This is a genomic window from Pseudomonas imperatae (assembly GCF_057128625.1).
Genome location: NZ_JBSKHP010000006.1, coordinates 235494 through 257971 on the forward strand (window position 1 = coordinate 235494; position 22478 = coordinate 257971).

The following is a 22478-nucleotide window of genomic DNA, read 5'->3' on the forward strand; positions in this document are numbered from 1 at the left end:
GCGTTCAGGGTGGGCAGAAATCGTTTGTGTCGACGCGTCGCTATTGCCATCAGTGATAGCCAATGCCTTGGAAACTATCGTTTTTTTCCATGGCGGCCGATCGAGATTAATCATGCCGGTGGCACCGGCAAACCTGCGCATAATCGAAGCTGCCCTATTCATCCACGTGCGGAGAATTCAAATAAATGCACAGCGAAATGGAACAGCTGGACATCCTCATCGTCGGCAGCGGCCCCGTTGGCGCGGCCTGTGCGAGGCTGCTGGTACAGGGCAGCGACCTGCGGGTGCTGATGGTCGATGCCGGCCCTCGCCTGACCGAGCGCCCAGGCCAGCACTTGCGCAACCTCGATGACGCGCGTCAGCGCGCCGCTGCCCAGCAGGCAGCGCAAGGCCCCACGCCCTTCCCCTACCCCGTGCCCGGCATGCCGGAGCGCGCAGCAGCAGCGGTGCACGGCGACTACCGCCTGGAACACCTGGTGCGCGCGGGCACCCACTTACCCAATCACGGCCGGGCCTGGGGCGACCTGCCCGCGGCGGCCTGCTCCACCAACGTCGGTGGCATGGGCGCCCACTGGACGTGCGCCTGCCCCACGCCAGCCGATGATGAAGTCATCGATTTCATTGCCCCGCAACACATGCACAGCGCCCTGGCTTTGGCCAGGCAACTGCTGGGGGTGACCACCGACGCCTACCCCGACACCCCGGTCAGCGAGACGCTGCACGCGCGCGTCGCCAAGGCGTTCGGCCACCCTGGGGCAGCGGCACGCCCAGTGCAGCGCATGCCCCTGGCCTGCCGCAACGTGGAAGGCAAACAACACTGGAGCGGCGCCGACACGGTACTGGGCCCCTTGCTGGAAGGGCCGCAACCACGCTTCGAGCTGCGCCACGACACGCTGTGCCAGCGCCTGGAGCTGGATAACCAGCGCGTGGTCGGCGCCCGCCTGCTGGACCGTCGCGGCCTGCGCAGCTACCCGGTCCGCGCACGCTGGGTCATCGTCGCAGGTGACGCCCTGCGTACCCCGCAACTGCTTTGGGCCTCGGGCATTCGCCCCGAAGCGCTGGGCCGCTACCTCAATGACCAGCCCCAGGTGGTGCACGCGGTGAAGCTTGCCAGCGACCACGCCGGCGTCAACGCGCCTGGCAGCGAACCGACCGTGGGCGTCTACTGGGTACCCTACGACCGCGAGCACCACCCGTTCCACGGCCAGGTCATGCAGATGGAAGCCAGCCCGCTGGCCCTGGCGGGCGAGGCGCAGGCTCGCGTTGAGCACATCGTGGCCATGGGCTGGTTCTGCTGCAAACAGGACATTCGCGCCCAGGACCGCGTGCACTTCAGCGACACCCAGACCGATTTCCTCGGTTTGCCGGCAATGCGCATCGACTACGGCCTGACCGAGCGCGACCGCGCCCAGGTCGACCGCGCCAGCGCACTGCTGGCCGCCGCTGGCCGCGCCATCGGCACGCCCTTGTCCGCCGAGCCCCTGATGCTGCCGCCGGGCAGTTCGCTGCACTACCAGGGCACCACCCGCATGGGCGCCCGCGACGATGGCACGTCCGTGTGCGACGACCACGGCCAGGTCTGGGGCCACGCCAACCTGTTCGTCGCCGGCAACGGCGTGATCCCCACGCCCACGGCGTGCAACCCGACCCTCACCAGCGTAGCGTTGGCGACCCGTACCTGCCAGCGCATTCTCCAGGAGGCACGACCATGATCACCCTCAAGGGCCCTGCGCTGTTCGTCGCCCAGTTCCTTGGCGACGAAGCGCCTTTCAACACCCTCGACAACCTCGCCGAATGGGCCGCAGGCCTTGGCTACCAGGCCCTGCAACTACCCTGCGACCCGCGCCTGCTGGACCTTGGGCTACTCGCCGCCAGCCAGGCGTACGCCGATGACCTGCGCGCGCGCCTGGATCGTCACGGGCTGCAGGTGAGTGAATTGTCCACCCACCTGCAGGGCCAACTGGTCGCGGTACACCCGGCGTACGACCGGCTGTTCGACAGTTTCGCCCCCGCGCACCTGCACGGCCACCCCGCCGAGCGCCAGGCCTGGGCGCAGGAACAGTTGCTGCTGGCCGCCCGCGCCTCCCGGCGCCTGGGCCTGCAAGCCCATGTCACGTTCTCCGGCGCCCTGGCCTGGCCTTACGTGTACCCTTGGCCGCAGCGGCCCGCGGGCCTGGTCGAGGAAGCGTTCAATGCGCTGGCCCAACGCTGGCGGCCAATTCTGGATGCCTTCGACGACGCAGGGGTTGACCTGTGCTACGAACTGCACCCCGGCGAGGACCTGCACGACGGGGTTAGCTTCGAGCGCTTCCTGGCCTGCGTGGAGCAACATCCACGGGCGAAAATCCTCTACGACCCAAGCCACATGCTGTTGCAGCAAATGGACTACCTGGGCTTCATCGACCGCTACCATCGCCGTATCGGTGCGTTTCACGTCAAGGACGCCGAGTTCCGCCCCAGCGCCAGCCAGGGCGTCTACGGCGGCTACAGTGACTGGGTGGACCGCGCCGGGCGCTTCCGCTCCCTGGGCGACGGGCAGGTCGACTTCGGCGCGATCTTCTCGCGCCTGGCCGCCTGCGACTACCCAGGCTGGGCCACCCTGGAATGGGAATGCTGCCTGAAGCACCCGCAGGACGGTGCCCGCGAGGGCGCACGATTCATCACCGAGCACATCATCCGCGTCGCACCACGAGCGTTCGATGATTTTGCCGGCAGCCAACTCGACCGCACTGCGGTCCGCGCGTTATTGGGCCTGGAGGAACAACCATGAATCAACCCACACGACGCCTGCGCCTGGGCATGGTCGGCGGTGGCGACGGCGCCTTCATCGGCGCCGTGCACCGCATGGCCGCGCGGCTGGATGACCGTTTCGAATGGGTGGCCGCAGCGCTGTCGAGCGACCCCCGGCGCGCGGCCGACAGCGCCCGGCAGCTATTCATTGCGCCCGAGCGCAGCTATGCCGACTGGCGAACCATGGCCGAACGCGAGGGTGCACGCGAGGACGGCATCGATGCGGTTGCGATCGTCACCCCCAACCATCTGCATGTGCCCGTGGCCCAGGCCTTTCTTGCCAACGGCTGCGACGTGATCTGCGAGAAACCGTTGGCCAGGTCCGTGGCGGAAGCCCGTGCCCTGGACGAGGTGCTCGCCGGCAGCGACCGACTGTTCGTGCTCACCCATCCCTACAGCGCCTACCCGATGATCCGCGAGGCCCGGCGCCTGGTGGCAAGCGGCGCGTTGGGCGAGCTGCGCGTGGTCCAGGTGGAGTACGCCCAACAGTGGCTGACCCACGCCCCGGACAGCCGCCAGGCGCGCTGGCGTGACGACCCGGCCCAGGCTGGCAGTGCCGGCGGCCTGGGCGACATCGGCAGCCACGCGCTGCACCTGGCCGAATATGTCGGCGCGGTGCCGATCGAGGCGGTATGCGCCGACATCGCCACGCTGGTGCCTGGCCGCCAGCTGGACGATCACGTCCAGGTGCTGCTGCGCTTCGCCAACGGCGCCCGTGGTGGCCTGTGGGCATGCCAGGTGGCGGTGGGCCAGGAGAACGCCTTGCGGCTGCGCCTGTTCGGCAGCCGGGGCTCGCTCAGCTTCGACCAGCAGCACCCCGAACAGCTGCAGGTGACCGAGTACGGCCAGCCGACCCGCACGCTCTGCCGTGGCGGCGCCGGGCTGAGCGCCGGGGCTACCTACCGCCAGCGTGTACCCGCCGGGCACCCCGAAGGCTTCATCGAGGCCTTTGCGCAGCTGTATGACGACTACGCCACGCAATGGTGGGCGCGGGCCGCAGGCACCAGCGTCGACAGGACGCTGCTACCGGGGTTGGCCGACGGGGTGCGCACCCTGGCGGCCATCGAGGCCATCCAGCGCAGCCACGCCCTCGGCAGCCAGTGGGTGCAGCTGCACCACTGAGTGCGCCTGCCCGCCATTGGGCGGCTGCACGAGCACGGCGGCGCACAGCTGCAGCTGCTCGCGCAGCCACACCTGGGCGGGCTCCTTGTCGCGGTAGTGCGGCCATTGCATCACCTGCCGGTAGCGCGCCTGGGGGGCCGGCACATGCAGCATGCGCAGCTGCGGGTGACGCTGGCAGAAACGCCGCGCGACGAACTCCGGCAAGCGCACGCGCAAGGGGCTTGCCAGCAGCAGGCCAGGCAGCGCCAGCAAGTGTTCGGTGCGCCAACCGTCGCTGGCGCACGCCAGGGCCGAGGGCAGAATCTCGCACTCAGCGTCAAGGTCGACGCTGAAGCCCGGCTCGCTGGCCTGGCGCCGGTACACCAGCGTTGCCATTGGCGCATCCAGCAGCGGCTGCTGGGCGAAAGCCGGATCGGCCTGTTCCTGGCGCACCAGCAGCACATCGGCGCCGTGCCGGGCAAATGCCTCCTGCGCGCCACCGGCGCCCGCCTGCCCCAGGGTCATGACCTGCAGGCGCGCGTTGGGTGCCAGCCGCGCCAGGCGCTGGTACAACAGGGGCACCAGGAAGCCGGCATCCAGGTCCGAGCACATCAGGGTGAAGCACTGGCGCGTGCTGCGCGGCTCAAACCCGCCGCGGGCGGCAGCAATTCCGGTGGCCAGCTGCACCGCGTTGCGGACCTTGGGCTGCAGCGCCAACGCGTGCTCCGTGGGGCGCATGCGCCGCCCTTCCATGATCAGCAACGGATCGTCGAAGTGCTGCCGCAAGCGTGCCAATGCCGCGCTGATGGCCGGCTGGCCGACGAACAGTTGCTCGGCGGCGCGGCTGACGCTGCGATGCTGCAGCAGGGCATCCAGCACCACCAGCAGGTTGAAGTCTACAGGCCGATTGCGCATGGCAACGCTCCTGACGTACGCAAGCGCTTGGCACAGGCCACGATGCAGTCCCGGAACCAGCCGTGCACGGGCACCTGGGCACGGTCGGCGGGCCACGACAGGTACTGGCTGAAGGCGGCCGTCTGGAACGGCAATGGCCAGCTGTCCAGTGGTGCCGCCTCGCAGAGCGCCACGGCCAGCGCCGACGGCACGCACGCCAGGCTTTCACCACCCGCCACGTACGGCTCAAGGGCCAGATACCCCGGCACCCAGGCCTGGATGTGCCGCCCTTCATCCCCGGCCAGATGCTGCCCCGCTACCCTGATATGCGGTAGTTGGTCGAAGGTCGACAGGCACAGGCCCCGCTCCAGCCGTCCACGGGCAGCAATGCATAGCCACAGGTCTTCATGCAGCGGCTGGCCATGGCTGGCCGGCTGGCTGGCCACTAGGCAGTCGACCTGTTCACGCACCAGCCAGGCCTCCAGTTCCGCGCCCGCCAACCGCGGCGCGGCCAGCAGTTGCAGGCGTACCCCTGGCGCCTGCTGATGCAGCATCTGCACCAGCAGGGGCGCCAGCTGGGCGGCGGCGACGTCATTGCAGGCGAAGCGCAGCGTGGCCTGGTGCTGCGATGGGTCGAACGGCGGCTCCGGCTGCCATAGCCCTTCCATGTGCGCCAACCACTGCCGTACCTGCGGCCGCAGCTCCTGGCTCAAGGCGGTGGGCAGCATCTGCGAGGTGCCCTTGACCAGCAGCTCGTCCATGAAATGCTCGCGCAGGCGGGCCAGGGACGAGCTGACCGTGGACTGCCCCAGCCCCAGTCTTTGCGCTGCCCGCGAGACGTTGCACTCCTGCAGCAGCACGTCCAGAACCACCAGCAGGTTCAAATCAAGACCTTTGAGACGCATGAGCAAATCCTCCGCTCAATCCGCGAGTTTCTTGTTGTTGTGGTTGGCGCCCGCCATACCCTTACCCGGGGGCATGGCGTACATCAGCCTTAATCGCTTGCAAACAGAATGCGAATTCTGGTTTTATGTTCAGCATATTCGATGCGCTGTTTCCTGCCGTCAAGTTTTTCCTTGCGGCGTCTGGCGAAAAAAACGAAGCTTGCACACCATGAACATGCCCAATATCCGTCCCCCGCAACAAGATCGTTCCCGCCAGTCCCTGGAGAAGGTGCTGGGCGCTGCTCGCCAGCTGTTGTGCCAAAGCGCGAACGTGGAACTGACCCTTGCCGAAGTCAGCAAGCTGTCCGGCGTTTCGATCGGCTCGATCTACGGCCGTTTCAAAGGCAAGGAAGACTTGCTGCAGGCCGTGTTTACCGACGCGCTGCAACAGATGGACAGCGAATGGCAGGGCTTGGTCGATGCCATCACTACCCGGCAACTGCCCTTGTCGCAGCGGGTGCCGGCACTGGTGGACTGCCTGGCCGAGTTCCTGGCCCGGCATGCCGCCATCCTGCGCCCGTTCATGAACGGAGGCGGCCCGTCCGAGATTACCCGCACGGGTAAACTTTCCCATGCACGCATGGCGGACAGCTTTATCGGTTTGATCGCCGAGCAACGTTGCGACATCGCCAACCCCGACCCAGATCGTGCCATCGACTCCTGCTTCCGCATCACCTATTCCACCCTGGCACGTTTCCTGGGGCTGGGGTCGGCTGCGGACGCCGCAGGCGAAGGTGACTGGAACAACCTCAAGCAGGACCTGGGAAGTATGTGTGTCCTGTTCCTGACCCACCCCGCCGCCTGATCCAGCCATCCCTGATTGGGGTGGCACGCCGCAGAAATAGAACAAGAATACTTATTCCATAAAGAGGATATTCTGCCGATGAAGGTGCTTGCCCCTCAAGCCCCCGCCTACCTGGTGTTGCTGGCCGCGCTGAACGCGCTGGGCGCGCTGGGGATCGACATGTCGCTGCCGGCCAATCCCGAGACCGCGCAGGCGTTGGCGATCGACCCTGCGCAGATGGCGTGGTCGCTCAGCGTCTTCCTGGCTGGTTTCGCCGCCGCGCCACTGCTGGCCGGCCCCTGTTCCGACCGCTTCGGACGCCGCCCGGTGCTGTTGCTCTCACTGGCCGTGTTCACACTGGCCGGCATTGGCTGCGCCCTGGCGGACAGCCTGCAGGCGCTGTTGTGCTGGCGCCTGCTGCAGGGCCTGGGTGGGGGTGCCGGGCGGCCGGTGATCCTGGCCATCGTGCGCGACTGTTTCAGCGGCAGCGAGGCGCGCAGCAAGCTCTCGTTCATGGCCGCCATGGGCATGCTCGCGCCCTTGCTGGCCCCCAGTATTGGCTCACTGCTGGTGCAACTGGGCGGCTGGCGGCTGCTGCACGGGGTCTTGGCCGTCTATGGTGCGGTCATCTGGTGGCTGGTGGCACGCCTCTACCGGGAAACCCTGGCCTCGCCCCTTGCCCAGTTGCGTCCGGCGTCATTGCTCAAGGGCTACCTGGGCGTGCTGCGCGAACCACGCTTTCTGGTGGGCACCGCCGTCACCAGCGCATCGTTCGGTTCGATATTCGCCTACGTCAGTGCGTCCCCGGGGGTGTTCATCGATCAACTGGGCCTCAGTCCCCAGGCGTTTGGCCTGACCTTCGCGATCTGCTCGCTGGGCCTGATGGTGGGCGCGCTGGCCAACGGCAAGCTCAACGCCCGGCATGTGGACCCGCGCACGCTGCTGTTGGCCGGTGCCGGGCTAGCGACCCTTGGCTGCATGGGGATTGCCTTGTGTGCCTGGGCCGATGTGCGACAGGCCTGGCCCTGGCTGGCCGCGATCACCCTGCTGACCACCTCGGGCGGGCTGGTCAGCGGCAATGCCACGCAGATGGCCCTGCAACCCTTCCCCCACCACGCCGGCAGCGCCAGCGCGCTGATGAGCGCAGTGCAGATGGCAGCGGCATCGTCTGCCGGCGCCTGCGTGGGATTGCTGAGCGGGGTGGGCAGCGCGCTGGCCATGGCCATGGTCTGCGCGCTGTATCTGGCGGGAGTGCTGGCGGGGGTGGCATGGCTGCTGCGCAACAGTCAGCGCCATCCCGGACCATGATCGGCTCCAGGATGGCCGGCGCAGAGCTCACTCAGCCAAGGGGCTTGGCCGGGATGCCGGGGCCTTGCGCAACGCATGGCCATGCCCCGACAGCGCGTAGGCGAACAACAGCGCCGCGCCCACCAGGGCCGCGGCTCCCAGCACCAGGAACGGCGCCAGGAGATTGTCCTCGTTGTGCACGCGCAACAGGCTGACCACCAGCGGGCTCAGGAACATGCCAGCAAAGAACGCGCTGGACCACGCCCCCATCGCCCGCCCCCGATGAGCGGGGCCAACCAGGGAAGCGACCCAGAAAATCATCGCGCTCACCGCCATGCCGGCCCCGACCTGCTGGACAGTCGCCCCCAGCCCCATCATCAGCGGCCCCCTCGCCACGCTCATGATCAACATGCCGCAGCCGATCAGCGCCAGCACTACGCCCAGCACCCGCTCCGGTGTGATCCGGCTGGAACACCAGCCGAACACCAGCGACCCCAGGGGCACGAACAGGCTGGCCACCGACATCATCAGGCCAATCTGCTGCGGCGAGGCGCCACTGACTGCCTGGAAGGCGTTGCCGGCGTTGATGGTGTAGACGTAGTAGATCAAGGCAGTGGCGAAGGTGGTCAGACAGATCACCGCGATTCGTACCCAAGGGAACGCGGCGTCATCGATCAGCGGCTCATCGTCATGACGCTCGACCTTGGGCGGCTCGAACAGCCAGACCAGCATGGCCAGCAGCAAGGGAAACGCCACCATGTAGATCCAGAACGCGCCGTTCCACGCCATGGCCGTCAGGTAGCCCGAGCTGGCAATGACGCCGGCAGCCAGCAACGGTCCGACGAAGCCCTGCAGCATCAGCCAGAAACGCCGCTGGCGAACGTTGAAATAATTGACCAGCATGGTGTTGGCCAGGGTCAGCACCACCGCCTCGGCCAGCCCCACGCCCAGGCGGCTTGCGAAGATTGCCCACAGCGAGTCCAGGTACAGCGGCGCCGTACCGCACAGCCCGTACAGCAAGGTTGCCGCCAGCAACAGCGGCCGCCGCCCTACCCGGTCCGCCAGCCAACCGGCGAACGGCGCCACCAGGGCGATCACCAACCCCGGCGCGGTGAGCATCAGCGGCACCAGCGTCTGCGCATGCTCCACCGCGGCAAAGTGCTGGATCAGGGTAGGCACCGCCGGCGCCAGCGAGACAATGGCGAGAATGGGCAGGAAGCCCGTCACTATCATGATGATGCCTTGGGCGCTGCCGGCCCGGTGGCCGGCAGCGTGCAGAGGTGTGTTTCTCACGATCTTCTCCTTGATTGTTGTTGTGGAGAGGGACACGAAAGGCAGCAACCTGCCGGGCACAAGCCCGGCAGGCAAACAGCGATTTCACGCGCTGAGCGTGACCTCGGCTTCACAGGTGGTGGTGGGCAGGAACGGCAGGTAGGAAATACGCAGCTTCTCGGCCAGCTTGATCCTGTGCCGGCCCGCTGGCAATCCGCCTGGCCAGGCAACGGTCAGCTCGGCTTTTTCGCCAAAATTCCAGCGGTCGTCGTACACGGTCTCCAGCTCTTCCAGGGTCCAGCTGCGGCCGCGCACAGCAAAGCGAATGGCGCCACGCTCCACCGCCTGGCCGTTGATGGTAATGGCGATGTCTTCGATCATCGACAGGCCCAGGCCGCGGTAATAGGGCAAGCGGGCGAGAAAGCGGAAGCCGCTGACTTCGCCGCCGGCGACGACGTTCTCGAAGCCTTCCTGGCAGATCATGTGGTGGTCGAACATGGTGATTCTCCTCAGGCGGCCAGAGTGGCGGGCAGGTCTTCGCCCAGCAGTTTGCAGAACATGCGCTGTTGCAGGCGTACCTGGGCCACGCTGTCGACCTCGACCGCGTCTTCGATCCAGCGGTTGCCTTCGTACTCGGAGCAGACGTAGCCGCCATAGCCACCGGCCTTGAGCACGCGGAAGATTTCATCGTAGGGAATGGACCACTCCGTCAACTCCTCGGTCATCTCGTAGAACTTGGCATGAATGTTATGGATGCGCGGCATGAACTCCAGCATCCGCCGCGGCTCGAAGGCCGCGTTGTGCCGCAGCGTTTCCGCCATCGCCATCTGCGGGCCCGGCCCCCACTGCTGCATCACGTCGAGAATCACGTACTCGCTCAGGCGCCGCTCCTCGTAGGACTTCTCGATGAAATCCGCCGCCGCCTGCGGGCAACCGTTGCGGATGAAGCGTTCTTTCCACACGCGCGGGTAACGGGCCAGGAACATGCCCATGTCCGGCAGGAAGCCCAGCGCCGCGCTGCCGGAGCGCTCGTAGGCCTCGGCATGACGGATGATCCATGGGTGGTCGAAATGCAACGGGGCGTGCACCTCGATCAGAATTTTCAAGCCCAGCTCCTCGGCATAAGGCGCGGCGGCCACCAGCACTTCGGGGTCGACCGACACCAGCGAGCGCACGTACTTCATGCCCAGCCGCGCCGCCAGTTGCAGGTCGTTGCGCACGCTCTGCACCTGTTCGGCAAATGGCATGGGACGGTTTTTGTAGCGCTTGTAGTCGAGCATGAAGTCGTGGCTGACAGGGATTGTGCCGTGCTGTTCCATCAGCTGGTGCCACTGCGCGATAGCCGCGTCGCTGACACCCTGTTCCGGCCAGCCCCAGAAGGTCTGCTCACCAATGATCTCGATGCCCCTGGCGCCCATGTCGGCACACTCGCGGATGCAGTCGGCAAGGTTCATCTTGCCCAGGAAGGTTTCGTTCTGGAAGCTGTAGAGGCTGACGCCACGTTTGATCTGCTGTTGCATTGCAATCGTCCTGATAAGGGGTCAGAGACCGGTGGCCTGGCGTACCGACGCCAGGGATTGGCGCGAGGCCATGGTGGGCTTGTATTCCAGCCCGACGGCGCCGTCGTAGCCCAGGGTGCGCAGGCGCCCCAGTACGTCCGGCCAGTCCAGGCCGCCGCTGCCTGGCTCATGGCGGCCCGGCAGGTCGGCGATCTGCACGTGCCCGACACGATGCATACGCCCCTCCAACACCTGCTCCAAGTGCTCGTCCATCAGCGCTGAATGGTAAACGTCGAACAGCAGCTTGAGGTGCGGGCTGTCCACCTCGTCAATGATGTCCAGGGCTTCGCGGGTGTCGTGCAGGAACATGCCTGGGTGGTCGACACGGGTATTGAGTGGCTCGAGCAGCAACTGCACGCCGCCCGCCTCGGCCAGGCGCGCGGCCTGCCGCAGGGCCTGCACGGCGGCGGCGCGCTGCTCGCCACGGGCCACGCCTTCGCGATGAAACCCCGAGGCGATGATCAGCGGGGCTGAGCCAACGGCCTGGCTGGCCTTGATGCTGTCGCGCAGCGCGGCCAGGAATTCCTCGTGCTGGGCCGGGTCAACCAGGCTGCGCCGCGGGTCGACACACAGGCCGGTCAGGGTCACGCCGGTTTCACGCAGGGCCTGGGCCACGCGCTCCATCGGTTTGTCGCGCCACAGGTGAAACTCCACATGGGCCAGGCCCGCGGACTTCGCGGCCCTGACCCGATCGGCGATATCTTCGTGTTCATCCTGGAACAGCCATTCAATACAAGCGGATGGGTGCATACCTGTTTCCTCTGCGTGGCACCGACGGGGCCGGTGCCTGATTGTTGTTGTTGAAACGCAATACCCGGTTGGCAGCGCTGAAAGTTAGCCACGCCGCGCCAGGCAACAGAAATCGTTTATCCGAAACGCGCGGCATCGACCGCGTTGATCCCTGCGTCGACCACGAGCGCCCACTCACCCGACGTCACGCGCCCTTGCGGGTCTACCCTCAAGGGCAGCCTGAACAGCGGCTGCGTGACAGAGGCGCCGAGCACCAGCTGGTACTGGCCTGGACACACCTGCCAGTCCTGGTGCGCGACGCTCCAACGGCAGAACGCACGCCGGGGCAATTCCATGGCCGCGTTCGTGCTGCCGTTGGCCGGCACGGTCACCGCGGCGAAGCCTTCCAGCGCCAGGCGCAGGGGCTCGTCGGCGTGCACGGGGCTCTGCAGGTACAACTGCGGCACCGCCTTGCCGGCCCTGGCCGAGCGGTTGCGTGCCACCACCTGCACGTGCAGCCCGTCCACGCTCGCCCCCGTCAACGCAGGCGGCTCGAAACCAATGTCGGCATACCCCAGGCCATGGCCGAAGCCGTACGCGGGGGCAATGCCGTGCGCCAGGAGGTGCCGGTAACCCACCCACCAGCGCTCCTGATAGTGCAGGTTGCCGTCGCCGTCAGGGGCCAGCGACCACACCGGGTAATCCCGCTCGCTGGCGGCGAAGGTGACCGGCAGGCGCCCGCCCGGCTCGCGGTCGCCCGCCAGCACTGACGCCAGCGCCGCTCCGAAGGCCTGCCCGGGGTACCAGGCCAGCAGCACTGCCGCAGCGCCTGCCAGGCACTCGGTGTCCACCGGGTGCGCGACGTTGAGCACTACCACTGTGCGCCGGTTGGCCGCGCACACCGCGCGGACCAGCGCCTGTTGGCCTTCGCTGAGCCGAGTGGTGTCGCGGTCGACGCTTTCCAGCCCTGCATCCGCCGTCTCCCCCACCACCAGCACCACGGCATCGACCCGGCGGGCAAGCGCCACCGCCTCGTCCAGCAGCTGCTCGTTGGCAGGCGGCAGGCAGCCCATCCACAGGCCATGGGCCAGGCTCTGGCCGATGCGCATGCGGTATTCCAGGTTGACCACCTGCCCCGCCTCCAAGGGGACATCGACCGTGCGATGGGGGCCCTGCATCAGCTTGCCCATGATGTCTCCCGCCAGGGCCACGCCGTCGAACTCGGCCAGCGCCTGGCCATCGAGCAGCAGGCTGACGTTGCCGGTGCCCCCCAGGTAGAAGCGATGCACGCCCGTGCAGCGAATGCTGATGCGGGTGCGCACGCTGAGCATGGCGTGGCCCTGCAATCCCAGCAAATCGCCGATCCCCGGCATTTCCTTGAACCAGATCAGCGACGAGGCGTGGCGCGTCTCCTGGTGCACCTGCCGGCCATCGGCATCGAGCATGCACACCTCAAGCCCCGGCAAGCCTTGGGGCGTCACAGGTGCCAGCAGGGTGAGCGGCGTGATACGGTGCTCGGCGACCATACCCTCGGCGAACTCGACCCGGGTGCGGTCGCTGGCAAAGCGCGCCTGGATGGCGGCGGCCGGCATGATGGCATCCGGGGTCAGCGCCACCTTGGCGAAGGTTCCGCCCTGGAAGCACGGTTGCGCGGCATTGGGCCCGATCACGGCCAGCCGCTGCTGGAGGCCAGGCTGCAACGGCAGCACACCGTCGTTGCGCAGCAGGACCATGCCCGCCGCTGCCGCCTCCTCCAGTACCCGCAACCGCTGCGCTTGCGCGGCATCGCTGGCATCATAGGGCAGATGGTCGGCTACCCGCGCCGCCAGGCGCCGCAGGCGCTGGTTGGACGCCTGCACCTGGCTGGCCGGCAGCTCGCCTGCGGCGATCGCGTCGGCCATGGCTTCGCCCAGATGGCGCGCCGGGCCGGGCATTTCCAGGTCCAGGCCGGCCTTCAGGCTGGTGACGCCATGGTGGGTGCCAAACCAGTCCGACATCACCAGCCCGTCCCAGCCCAGGCCCTGCTTGAGCCAGCCGATCACCTGGTCCTGCTCCGCGCACTGCTTGCCGTTGACCCGGTTGTAGGCGGTCAGCATGCCCCAGGCGCCATCCCGGGCGGTCTGTTCGAAGGGGCGGAAATAGACCTCGCGCAAGGTCTGCTCATCCACCTCGACGTTCATGCTACGGCGCTCGGTCTCCGAGTCGTTGCACACCAGGTGCTTGATCACCGCCGCCACGCCTTGTGACTGCACGCCGCGGGCCCAGGCACTGCCCAGGGTAGCGATCAGCAGTGGGTCTTCGCCGAAAAGCTCGAAGGCACGCCCTGCCAGGGGGCTGCGCATCAGGTTCAGGTTGGGCGCCAGCAGGCCTTGCACACCGGTGCGCAACGCCTCCTGGCCGATAACTTCGCCCACCTGCCCCACCAGCGCACGGTCCCAACTGGCCGCCAGGGCCAGGCCACAGGGGCTGAGCAAGGCAATATCGCGCTCGTCCACGCGCCCGCCGGTCAGCCCCATCGGGCCATCGGCAAAGCGCACGGACTGCAGGTCGATGTCCGGCAAGGGGTGGGTCGACCACATGTCACGCCCTGCGGTCAGCCGCGCCAAAGCCCGCCATTCAAGGGTACGGTTAGCCATGGCGTGCCTGCTCCCGTGCAAGGCCCTTGGGCACGGCGAAGGCCAGGGTCTGCTCGGCCAACACCTTCAGCAGGCCATCGGTCTGCTGGTCACAGCGGCCATCGGCGTCAAACAACGCCGCGCCCGCCGTGTTAAGCGTTACCCCCAGCGGCGTCGGCCAACCACGCAGCGCGTGGACGATCGAGCGCAACGCCCCCAACGTGGTATTGCAGCCCTGCCAGCCCGCGGCCGTGACAATGCACCCTACCGCCCGGCCGTCTAGGTAGACGCGGCTGTCCTGGCGCAGGTCCTCCAGCAGGTCAATGGCGTTCTTCACCAGCCCCGACACGCCGCCGTGATAGCCCGGCGTGGCCAGGATCACCCCGTCGGCCTGGCGCACGGCCTCGATGAACGCCTGTTCGGCCTGGGTGCGGGTTACCGCCAGCGGATTGAAGGCAGGCAAGCTGGCCAATGCCTCGCCACCGAACAGCAACGTCCGGGCGCCCAGCTGGCGGGCGTGTTGAAGCGCGTTGCGCAGCGCCAATTCGGTGCTTGAACCCGGCCGCGTGGTGCCGCCGATGCCGACGATCAAGGGGCGTTCAGGCTCGTGCAAGTGAATGGGTTGATTCATGGCTGGCTCCCTGTTCAGCGAAAGCGCGGCAGCACTTCACGGGCGAACAAGCCCATGGACTGCTCGGCGTAGCGGATGCGTTGCTCGGTGAGCGGGCCGTTGGTGAAGCCCATCAGCACGTTGCCGATGCCCAGTTGGCGGTGCTTCTCGAGTTCGTCCGCCACCCGTTCCGGGGTGCCGTACAGGCACCAGGTCTTGATCCATTCAGGGCTGAAGCAGTCAGGGTGGCGATGCAGTTCGACGCCAGACAGCTGTTCGGCGCGCTTGTTGAATTCGTACTCGCGGTCGATCGCCTGTTTGTAAGCGGCCTGGATCTGCATCAGTTCATCCTCGGCCTGGGCTTCGCTGGGCGCCAGGTGCACGCACTGGTAGGTGTGGGTGGTCCAGCCCAGGCAGTGCTCAATCACTTGCGCGTCGTGCCCGGCGGCAAGCAGTGCATCCTTGTAGCGGTTGAAGTACCGGGTGACCTCGGCAAACGGGTCGGCGCTGGCCGGTACGGGTGGCGTGAACGCCGGGATGAAGGCCGGCCAGCCGTTGTCGGCGGCGCGCTGCATGCTGCTTTCACGCAGGGCTACCGGCATGATCCGCCGGAACGGCCGCTGGAACGGCGCCGGCACGATGCGCTGCACCACCGCCCCCTTGTAATGCCCCGTCTCGAACGAGATCGGCTCATCCTCGACCTGCTTGTCCCACAGCCTGAGCACCAGGTCCAGGTTCTCCTGCAGCAAGGCCGAGGCCTGCTTGTAGTTCACGCCGAAGCCGATCATCTCCTCCGGCGTGGTGCCACTGCCGATGCCCACCAGCAGACGACCCTCGGTCAGCTGGTCGAGCAGGTTGACGCGCTCGGCGAAACGTACCGGGTGATGCAGGGGCACGGTGGTGACGGACATGCCGAAGTGAATGCGCTTGAGCTGGGCCGCCAGATAGGCGGCGAACACGAACGGGTCGCTGCACATTGGCGCATAGCCGGTGAAGTGGTGGTCGGGCATGAACACCGCGTCAAAGCCGAGTCGCTCAGCCTGGCGAGCATGCTCGACCAGGGACTCGATGACGGAGCGATCCTGTTGGGCGGCAGTGGACCTGCCGACGAGAAACACGGAAAAGCGCATGGAATAACCTCTTCTTGTAGTTGGATGGCTAGCTCGGCCGACGCGGATTCGATGACTGTGTTGACGCCCGTCTGCAACGAGAGCATCGAGAAAAATACAGTATTAGAATTCTTGTTCGCGTTTTAAATATAGAAGCCTTCTGCTTGGCCGTCAATGAGAGTCAACGAAGAGGATTAACAGTGATGGAAAGGGATCCCCTGTGACGAATGCGACTTCTCACCCTTACGCCGGAGACGAAGCCCAGGTTGAGCAATGCTGTAATGCCCCTACCTACTACATGGGCTATAGCGCTCCCTGGACTACCAAATCAGAAGCTTCGAGCACATAGCCAAATGCGATCGGGTTTTTCTCGATTTCAGAGGCGCATCAGAGGGATGCAATCCTTGATGCTGAAGGTCGGCGCAATGGATGCAAAACGGTTGAGCTGCTGAGCACGTCCCATGAGCGTAAGCATCTTCAATTGCATCCCCAGGCCTTCAAGGTCGATAGCCTTCTGCCAGCGACTCGGTTGCAGGCTACGCCGGCAGGCGGTTGCCCTCGCATCCTCCATGGTTTCAAGACAGCACACTCGTCATGCCCTATGGTCGGGCTTTCTCTACTGTTTAATTGCAACCACGTCTAAACGATTCGAACTCGTCAAACCCCGACGGCGTCTTTTGGCGGGGGATGGTGGTAATCCCCAACGAAATAGGGCTGGGCCGTCTATTCCTCCGGCCATCTACCCCGTTTTGTGAACAACCAATAGATGATCCCCAAGACCAGCGTTGCAAACCCCAATGCAGCGATAGTGGCGGCGGGCGTTGAAGCGGAATCAAGAATCACGAATTTGCGACTCAGAGCCAAGAGCGAGATAAGAATCACTGTTCGCAGCTGTACGATGCTGCCGTGCCTGAACGCGGGACGAATGATGGAGTGCTTGAACTCCAAGGCGATCAACACAGTGAAGATCGAACCGAACAGTAACTGGAAATCGCCGTGATCCAAGGGATCAATCGCGCCGCCTACCACCAGCGGCAGCACTCGTCTATAGAGCTGGATCAAAGCAATGACGATGACGCACGAGATCATCACGCCAAGCGCCAGCACGATGATCTGCTCGAATCGCTCATAGGCGTTCATCAGTGACCACTGGACACGAAGGCTTTTCAACGTCGATCTCGGAGGCAGTGGCGCTGAGGGGTCCGGATTCTTCATTAGGTTTTTGCTCCAGCACGTGTGGTTTCAGCCGTCGGCATGGCTCGCCTGTAGCCGCTGATCCAGCGCGCCAGATAGTTAAGTGAAGCAGAGTTTCGGGGGTACGGCCGAATCATTTCCAGTGCTCTCGATGCGCTACCCGCATCGGAGTCTGCCCGACCGCCTCGGCAACAGTGAACCCAGGCTGTTGACGTGAGCTGGTCTGGGTTCTAGTTGCTGATAATGGAGATCTTATCGTTGCGCTCGATGATTGCGAGCGTGATCTGTTCAACCCGCTCAATCCCCTGCCCCAGTATTGCCGCCAGCGATCGCGGCTGGTTCATCGACGCGTATCAATCATCGTCACAACCAGCATGGCGATTCATTGCAAACCCGCCTACGCTTGTTTGATGACCCCACGCCTTTACTCAGTTGAGGCAAAGGCTGGGGCAATCAGATTCCCTTCTGACTGTCCGTTCGCCGCGATCTGGACCTGCCCGCGTGTATCGCCAGCCACTGGCCCCTTAATACGTCCCGCCCGACCAACATTTACCGCACAACGGGTAAACGTTTTAAGCACTCCCCACCTGTCGTTCTCAGCGACCGATGCCGCAGCCCCGCTGGAAATGAGGCCGCTGTTCACGTTCTCCCATTGAGGAAATCAGTATGTATCGGCCGAGCACCATTACTTATCAGCAGCATCGAGGGTTCAGCCGGACCTTCACTCAGGGGCATTTGAGCCTTGGATTGTTTTTCCCTTTGGAGGCTTTCGATGGGGACATGCCCAGCATGCTCAACCAGGTCGCTTTGGCCAAACGAGCGGAGGCGTTGGGTTTCTGCGCGCTCTGGTTTCGTGATGTGCCTCTTCGGGATCCCGGTTTCGGCGATGTTGGTCAACTGTTCGACCCTTGGGTTTATCTGGGCTACATGGCCGCGCATACGTCTGAGATTGCGCTTGGCACTGCGTCCATTGCCATACCGTTGCGCCATCCGTTGCACACTGCCAAGGCATCTGCCAGCGTCGATCAACTGAGTGCAGGTCGCTTGATTCTGGGGGTGGCTTCCGGCGATCGTCCGGTGGAGTTTTTAGCTTTCGGCGTCGATCCCGAAAGGCGTGGAGAGCTCTTTCGGGAGCACTACGAGGTTATTAGGAAAGCCCACAGCACCAGCTTCGAACCCATCCGCTGGAGCGGTGGTGAGATGCAGGGCGCTGACTTGATTCCTAAACCCACAACCCAATCCATTCCAATGCTTGTGACTGGAAACAGTCGCCAGTCGCTGGACTGGATCGCGCGCGAAAGCCTCGGATGGATCAACTATCCACGCATACCGAACATGCAGCGGCTGATCGTTGAAGACTGGCGACGTGAGGTCATGAAGCAATGTGGCGCCGTCTATAAGCCCTTCGCTCAGTCGCTTTATATCGACCTCGACGAGACTCCATCCACGCCGCCCACCCGCATTCATTTAGGGTTCAAACTGGGACGCTACCATCTGCGGTTTTTGCTGGAGTCGCTTGAGGAGATCGGGGTGGACCACGTTATCCTAAATCTCAAATACGGAAAGCGCCCTGCTGAGGAAGTCATTGAGGAGCTGGGTACTCACATTGTTCCGGAATTCGCAGTACAGCCGCGTCCTGAAGCGGACTGATACACCCACCAGCGCCACGCCCGGCCGATGTGATCTACGGCTGGGTGACCATGAGTTGCTTTCACCCGAAGGCGAAGCCTGCCAGGCTGGCCCTGTTCCAGCGCCATGGAGAGCACCAAGATAGCCGTCATGCTGGCGTTGACTTCGGTACTGATGACCCTGAGTTTGAGCGCTTGGCATTGGCACAAACGCAATTTCGCCGCCCTGTGCCATCAATGGACCTTCAGGACCAGGCACCTCCTGAGCCTGCATCAAGAACGCAGCTTCGTCTGCCGGGCTCGTCCAGGCATCTGGGGATCCAGTGCTTCATTGCACGACGTCATCAACAGTCCTACTACCCAATGACGGGAGCGCGTTGAGCTAAGTCCCTGTCCCTGCGACAGACACGCGATCATCAGGCTGGTCCGGCGGACTCATGTTTGCTGAGGCGTTTGGCGCATCCAGCTTATTGAAGAGCACTACGTCACGGGCTTTGTCGTAACCGAGTTCAACGCTGTCGCCGGCCTGGAGCTTGCCAGCGAGCATTTCCTTTGCGAGCCGCGTTTCGAGGGTCTGGCGAATCTGACGCTTCAACTCTCGCGCGCCAAACTCGGGCTGATAACCAACATCCGCCAGATGATCAATGAGGGTGTCAGCCACTTTCACCGTGATGTTCTGGGCAGCCGCGATTCTAATGACCCGATCAAGCTGAATGCCCACAATCGATCGGATGTTGTCCCGAGTAAGGGCATGGAACACGATGATGTCGTCGATACGGTTCAGGAATTCGGGACGAAAATGCCCTTTCAAGACGCCCATCAATTCATCACGTAACGCTTTATCCGTAAGGCGTTCATTTTCTGGTCGCCCAAGATTCTGCATGATGACGGGAGAGCCCAGATTGCTGGTGGCGATGATGATCGTATTGCTGAAGTCCACAACTCGTCCCTTGCCGTCCGTGAGACGACCATCATCGAACACCTGCAGCAATACGTTGCTCACATCGGGATGCGCCTTCTCAATCTCGTCGAGCAAAATCACGCTGTAGGGCTTGCGGCGGACGCGCTCTGTCAACTGACCGCCTTCGTCGTATCCGACATAACCGGGTGGCGCACCGATCAACCGGGCAACCGCATGACGCTCCATGTACTCCGACATATCGATGCGAATGATCGATTGCTCGTCACCAAACACCGTCTCTGCCAACGCCTTGGCCAACTCGGTTTTGCCTACGCCGGTTGGACCAAGAAAGAGAAACGTGGCAATCGGTCTGTTGGCTTGTCCAAGGCCGGCGCGAGACAAACGAACCGCATCGCTGACCGCAAGCACAGCATCTTCCTGCCCGACCAGCCGATCACGCAAAGTGTCTTCCATATTCAGCAGCTTCTGACGCTCTTCCTGGGTGAGTTCGGTTACCGGAATACCGGTCAGACGGGACAGTACTTCGGCAATCGACTCAAGGGTCACCTCGAGGGTTTCGGAACCCGTTTTGCGCTCCCAGGCTTCTGTCTCCTCTCCCAATTGGGCTTGCTTTTGACCGATGCGCTCTTCGAAGCCTTTGGATTCATCGAAGCGTTTACGCGAGGATGAATAGTCCTGTTCGCGTTTGAGCTGGGTGATTTCTGCTTCCAGCTCCTGAATGCCAGCGGGCCTTGAGGAGGTGCTGATGCGCACGCGGGCCGCAGCCTGGTCGATCAGGTCAATGGCCTTGTCCGGCAGAAAGCGCGAGGTAATGTAACGATCCGACAGCTCCGCCGCTGCCACGAATGCTTCGTCGGCGAACGTCACCTGATGGTGCGCCTCAAGCTTGTCGCGCAGTCCACGCAGGATAATGATGGTCTGTTCCACGGTGGGCTCGGATATCAGGACGGGCTGAAAACGTCTTTCGAGCGCCGCATCTTTTTCGATGTGCTTTTGATACTCATTGAGCGTCGTCGCACCGATCAGACTGAGCTCCCCGCGTGCCAGTGCGGGTTTCAATACGTTGGCAATGTCCAGGCCGCCTTCTTCACCTCCCTGCCCCGCGCCAACGATCGTATGCAGCTCGTCGATGAACAGAATCAGCTCCGAGGTCTTCGCAGAGACTTCATCGAGCAGTTGCTTGGCGCGCTCCTCAAATTCGCCCCGGTATTTGGAGCCCGCGACCATTGAGTTCAGATTGACTTCAACCAGCCGTCTGCCACGCAGAATTTCCGGGACATCGCCCTTGACTATGCGCTGGGCAAGCCCTTCGACGATGGCTGTCTTGCCGACGCCGGGTTCACCGATCAGGACCGGATTGTTCTTCCTGCGGCGGGCCAGCACCTCGATGGTGTTTTCGATTTCCTGCGCGCGGCCCAATACGGGATCCAGCTTGCCCTCACGAGCCAATGACGTCAGGTCGCGACCGAACTTGTCGAGTGTCGGTGTTCCCGTGGGGGTATCGACTCTCCCGTCCTCAGCCCCCTTACCCACCACCTTGACCACCTTCTGCCGCAAGGCTTCAGGGGTCACGCCGTATTTTTTGAGCAGCGTTCCGGCAATGCTTTCGGGCACCGAGGAAAGCCCGATCAACAGATGCTCGGGGCCAACATATGAGTGCCCTAAATCACGAGATGCCTGGAACGCAAAATTGAACGCTTTTTTCAGTCGAGGCGAGATGCTCATCTGATCCACCGGAGCCTGCGCCTGCGCTGCGCCCCTTTGAGCGTGTTGATCGATGTAGCCTTTGATGTCGTCCGCAGAAAGCTTCAATTCCTTGAGCAACGCTGTGCCTACGTCGGTATCGGCAAGCACATACAACAGATGCTCAGTATCGAGCTCGCTGCGGTTGAACTCATGGGCTTTCTCTCCAGCGCGTTGCAGGATCTCCAGCGTCTGGGAGCTGAATGCATCGGTTGCATCGACAGATTCGCGAGGCACATGCGCAGAGAGCCTGAAGTCATCACCCCCCTGATCCGCTGCTCCGCCCATGTTGTCGAAAAAGCGAGACACGCCACCGCCCAGCAAAGAGTCGAAGGGGTTCAACATGCTTTGATGGCGTAAAAGTTGACGGTAGTCGTGGTCGCAAATGGACATTGTTCTGGCCTGACCATTTTGCGACACGGTCACTCGCGCGACAGCCGGTCTGGCGTTACAAATTTCACAGAGAGTAGCCATGATGAGTTGTCTCCAAAAATGGATAACACGGACTCATACAGATGGATCTACGTGCCCTGAACGATGCTCAGGAAACAGGGGCATGAGACCAGCAATACGTTGAGCTTGGTCGGGAAGACGATGACGTGGGAGGGAATGGCAGCTTTGAGAAACGATGCCACCCGATCAACATAGTCGCGATCTCATGACAGCGCGCCACGGCTACTTGATTACCGACGAACGACGTCTAGACATTTCGTGTGAATAAACAGCCTGTCGTTAGCTATCAACCCAGGCGCTAGCTAGCGATTGAGTCCACGCATTGAGGAAAGCTCAATCGCCTGACTCATCTCGGTGACCTCGGGAGGCCCGTCATAGCGAAGCCCGTCGATGTAGAACGCAGGCGTGCCGTTTACCCCGCTACGTACGCCGCCATTGAAATCGGATTGTATTTTGGGCAGATAGATATCGGTTTGCATCGCAACAACGAGTTCATCGCTGGAAAGGCCGTGTCTCAGTGCGATGGCGCCATACAGCGGCACGCCCAATCGATCCTGATTTTCATACAACTCGTCGTGGGCCTCCCAGAAGAATCCTCGACTCCCGGCATATTCAGCGGTGACAGCTGCGCCCAGCGCATGCGGGTGAGCAGTGGTCAGTGGAAAGTTGCGAAACACAAGCAACAGATCCTCGCCAAAATGCTGCTGCAGCTGCTTGACGACCCAGTACGCCAAACCGCAATAGGGGCATTCGTAGTCGCCATATTCCACCAGTGTGACCTTGGCATCCGCCCTTCCCTGGCGATGGTCGTTTGCAGTTACCGGGACTTTGAGAGTGGCCATGT

18 protein-coding genes are annotated in these 22478 nt (G+C 63.8%); 6 read left to right on the forward strand and 12 right to left on the reverse strand.

The window, feature by feature from the left end:
- Window positions 1-185: 185 nt before the first annotated feature.
- The 3 genes from ACWKWX_RS10330 to ACWKWX_RS10340 are packed head-to-tail and all read left to right on the forward strand — an operon-like array spanning window position 186 to window position 3912.
- A complete protein-coding gene (locus ACWKWX_RS10330; protein ID WP_483827716.1) occupies window positions 186-1712 on the forward strand; it encodes a GMC oxidoreductase in 1527 nt (508 codons plus the stop codon).
- Window positions 1709-2770 (forward strand): sugar phosphate isomerase/epimerase family protein, encoded by a 1062-nt coding sequence (locus ACWKWX_RS10335; protein WP_483827717.1) that lies wholly within the window; start codon window positions 1709-1711, stop codon window positions 2768-2770. Before ACWKWX_RS10330 ends, ACWKWX_RS10335 begins: the two co-directional genes overlap by 4 nt.
- Entirely contained in the window at window positions 2767-3912 is a 1146-nt protein-coding gene (locus ACWKWX_RS10340; protein ID WP_483827718.1) for a Gfo/Idh/MocA family protein, read from the forward strand. The genes ACWKWX_RS10335 and ACWKWX_RS10340 overlap by 4 nt, the downstream gene beginning before the upstream one ends.
- Here the strand turns inward: ACWKWX_RS10340 and ACWKWX_RS10345 are convergent.
- Window positions 3814-4806, reverse strand: a complete 993-nt coding sequence (locus ACWKWX_RS10345; protein ID WP_483827719.1) for a LysR family transcriptional regulator — start codon at window positions 4804-4806, stop codon at window positions 3814-3816. The two genes, ACWKWX_RS10340 and ACWKWX_RS10345, sit on opposite strands and share 99 nt — an antisense overlap.
- Entirely contained in the window at window positions 4788-5690 is a 903-nt protein-coding gene (locus ACWKWX_RS10350; protein ID WP_483827720.1) for a LysR family transcriptional regulator, read from the reverse strand. Before ACWKWX_RS10350 ends, ACWKWX_RS10345 begins: the two co-directional genes overlap by 19 nt.
- Between ACWKWX_RS10350 and ACWKWX_RS10355 the strand changes: the two genes are divergently transcribed.
- Together ACWKWX_RS10355 and ACWKWX_RS10360 are read left to right on the forward strand one after the other, a co-directional pair.
- On the forward strand, window positions 5689-6534 hold the full coding sequence (locus tag ACWKWX_RS10355; protein ID WP_483827721.1) for a TetR/AcrR family transcriptional regulator: 846 nt from the start codon (window positions 5689-5691) through the stop codon (window positions 6532-6534). The genes ACWKWX_RS10350 and ACWKWX_RS10355 overlap by 2 nt on opposite strands.
- A 78-nt stretch (window positions 6535-6612) precedes the next feature.
- Complete coding sequence (locus ACWKWX_RS10360) at window positions 6613-7821, forward strand: multidrug effflux MFS transporter (protein WP_483827722.1); 1209 nt, start codon at window positions 6613-6615, stop codon at window positions 7819-7821.
- Between the two features lie 27 nt (window positions 7822-7848).
- Here ACWKWX_RS10360 and ACWKWX_RS10365 read toward each other — a convergent pair whose 3' ends face one another.
- The 8 genes from ACWKWX_RS10365 to ACWKWX_RS10400 form a co-directional block, all read right to left on the reverse strand.
- On the reverse strand, window positions 7849-9093 hold the full coding sequence (locus ACWKWX_RS10365) for an MFS transporter (RefSeq protein ID WP_483827723.1): 1245 nt from the start codon (window positions 9091-9093) through the stop codon (window positions 7849-7851).
- A gap of 84 nt (window positions 9094-9177) precedes the next feature.
- Window positions 9178-9570: a C-glycoside deglycosidase beta subunit domain-containing protein gene (locus tag ACWKWX_RS10370; protein WP_483827724.1), complete on the reverse strand. Its 393-nt coding sequence runs from the start codon at window positions 9568-9570 to the stop codon at window positions 9178-9180.
- Between the two features lie 11 nt (window positions 9571-9581).
- Entirely contained in the window at window positions 9582-10592 is a 1011-nt protein-coding gene (locus tag ACWKWX_RS10375; RefSeq protein ID WP_483827725.1) for a sugar phosphate isomerase/epimerase family protein, read from the reverse strand.
- Window positions 10593-10613: 21 nt separating this feature from the next.
- Window positions 10614-11381, reverse strand: a complete 768-nt coding sequence (locus ACWKWX_RS10380) for a hydroxypyruvate isomerase family protein (protein WP_483827726.1) — start codon at window positions 11379-11381, stop codon at window positions 10614-10616.
- A gap of 116 nt (window positions 11382-11497) precedes the next feature.
- Entirely contained in the window at window positions 11498-13996 is a 2499-nt protein-coding gene (locus ACWKWX_RS10385) for a beta-glucosidase (RefSeq protein WP_483827727.1), read from the reverse strand.
- Window positions 13989-14606 (reverse strand): NADPH-dependent FMN reductase, encoded by a 618-nt coding sequence (locus ACWKWX_RS10390; RefSeq protein WP_483827728.1) that lies wholly within the window; start codon window positions 14604-14606, stop codon window positions 13989-13991. The genes ACWKWX_RS10385 and ACWKWX_RS10390 overlap by 8 nt, the downstream gene beginning before the upstream one ends.
- Window positions 14607-14620: 14 nt before the next feature.
- Entirely contained in the window at window positions 14621-15715 is a 1095-nt protein-coding gene (locus ACWKWX_RS10395) for an LLM class flavin-dependent oxidoreductase (RefSeq protein ID WP_483827729.1), read from the reverse strand.
- A 702-nt stretch (window positions 15716-16417) separates the two neighbouring features.
- Complete coding sequence (locus ACWKWX_RS10400; protein ID WP_346831566.1) at window positions 16418-16909, reverse strand: phosphate-starvation-inducible PsiE family protein; 492 nt, start codon at window positions 16907-16909, stop codon at window positions 16418-16420.
- A 645-nt stretch (window positions 16910-17554) separates the two neighbouring features.
- Between ACWKWX_RS10400 and ACWKWX_RS10405 the strand changes: the two genes are divergently transcribed.
- Window positions 17555-18538, forward strand: a complete 984-nt coding sequence (locus ACWKWX_RS10405) for an LLM class oxidoreductase (RefSeq protein ID WP_062383834.1) — start codon at window positions 17555-17557, stop codon at window positions 18536-18538.
- Window positions 18539-18898: 360 nt separating this feature from the next.
- Here ACWKWX_RS10405 and ACWKWX_RS10410 read toward each other — a convergent pair whose 3' ends face one another.
- Both ACWKWX_RS10410 and ACWKWX_RS10415 read right to left on the reverse strand, forming a co-directional pair.
- Window positions 18899-21658, reverse strand: coding sequence for an ATP-dependent Clp protease ATP-binding subunit (locus tag ACWKWX_RS10410; protein ID WP_483827741.1), 2760 nt, complete (start codon window positions 21656-21658; stop codon window positions 18899-18901).
- A gap of 278 nt (window positions 21659-21936) precedes the next feature.
- Window positions 21937-22476 carry a DsbA family protein gene (locus tag ACWKWX_RS10415; RefSeq protein ID WP_092408324.1) on the reverse strand — a complete coding sequence of 180 codons (540 nt, stop codon included), beginning with the start codon at window positions 22474-22476 and terminating at the stop codon, window positions 21937-21939.
- Window positions 22477-22478 lie beyond the last annotated feature (2 nt).

What these genes read in the sequence shown, in the direction of transcription:
- ACWKWX_RS10335 (WP_483827717.1), top strand. Translation starts at nt 1,709, where the DNA reads ATGATCACCCTCAAGGGCCCTGCGCTGTTCGTCGCCCAGTTCCTTGGC.
- ACWKWX_RS10375 (WP_483827725.1), bottom strand. Translation starts at nt 10,592, where the DNA reads ATGCAACAGCAGATCAAACGTGGCGTCAGCCTCTACAGCTTCCAGAAC.
- ACWKWX_RS10350 (WP_483827720.1), bottom strand. Translation starts at nt 5,690, where the DNA reads ATGCGTCTCAAAGGTCTTGATTTGAACCTGCTGGTGGTTCTGGACGTG.
- ACWKWX_RS10360 (WP_483827722.1), top strand. Translation starts at nt 6,613, where the DNA reads ATGAAGGTGCTTGCCCCTCAAGCCCCCGCCTACCTGGTGTTGCTGGCC.
- ACWKWX_RS10345 (WP_483827719.1), bottom strand. Translation starts at nt 4,806, where the DNA reads ATGCGCAATCGGCCTGTAGACTTCAACCTGCTGGTGGTGCTGGATGCC.
- ACWKWX_RS10405 (WP_062383834.1), top strand. Translation starts at nt 17,555, where the DNA reads ATGTATCGGCCGAGCACCATTACTTATCAGCAGCATCGAGGGTTCAGC.
- ACWKWX_RS10355 (WP_483827721.1), top strand. Translation starts at nt 5,689, where the DNA reads ATGAGCAAATCCTCCGCTCAATCCGCGAGTTTCTTGTTGTTGTGGTTG.
- ACWKWX_RS10415 (WP_092408324.1), bottom strand. Translation starts at nt 22,476, where the DNA reads ATGGCCACTCTCAAAGTCCCGGTAACTGCAAACGACCATCGCCAGGGA.
- ACWKWX_RS10340 (WP_483827718.1), top strand. Translation starts at nt 2,767, where the DNA reads ATGAATCAACCCACACGACGCCTGCGCCTGGGCATGGTCGGCGGTGGC.
- ACWKWX_RS10370 (WP_483827724.1), bottom strand. Translation starts at nt 9,570, where the DNA reads ATGTTCGACCACCACATGATCTGCCAGGAAGGCTTCGAGAACGTCGTC.
- ACWKWX_RS10330 (WP_483827716.1), top strand. Translation starts at nt 186, where the DNA reads ATGCACAGCGAAATGGAACAGCTGGACATCCTCATCGTCGGCAGCGGC.
- ACWKWX_RS10390 (WP_483827728.1), bottom strand. Translation starts at nt 14,606, where the DNA reads ATGAATCAACCCATTCACTTGCACGAGCCTGAACGCCCCTTGATCGTC.
- ACWKWX_RS10380 (WP_483827726.1), bottom strand. Translation starts at nt 11,381, where the DNA reads ATGCACCCATCCGCTTGTATTGAATGGCTGTTCCAGGATGAACACGAA.
- ACWKWX_RS10385 (WP_483827727.1), bottom strand. Translation starts at nt 13,996, where the DNA reads ATGGCTAACCGTACCCTTGAATGGCGGGCTTTGGCGCGGCTGACCGCA.
- ACWKWX_RS10400 (WP_346831566.1), bottom strand. Translation starts at nt 16,909, where the DNA reads ATGAAGAATCCGGACCCCTCAGCGCCACTGCCTCCGAGATCGACGTTG.
- ACWKWX_RS10395 (WP_483827729.1), bottom strand. Translation starts at nt 15,715, where the DNA reads ATGCGCTTTTCCGTGTTTCTCGTCGGCAGGTCCACTGCCGCCCAACAG.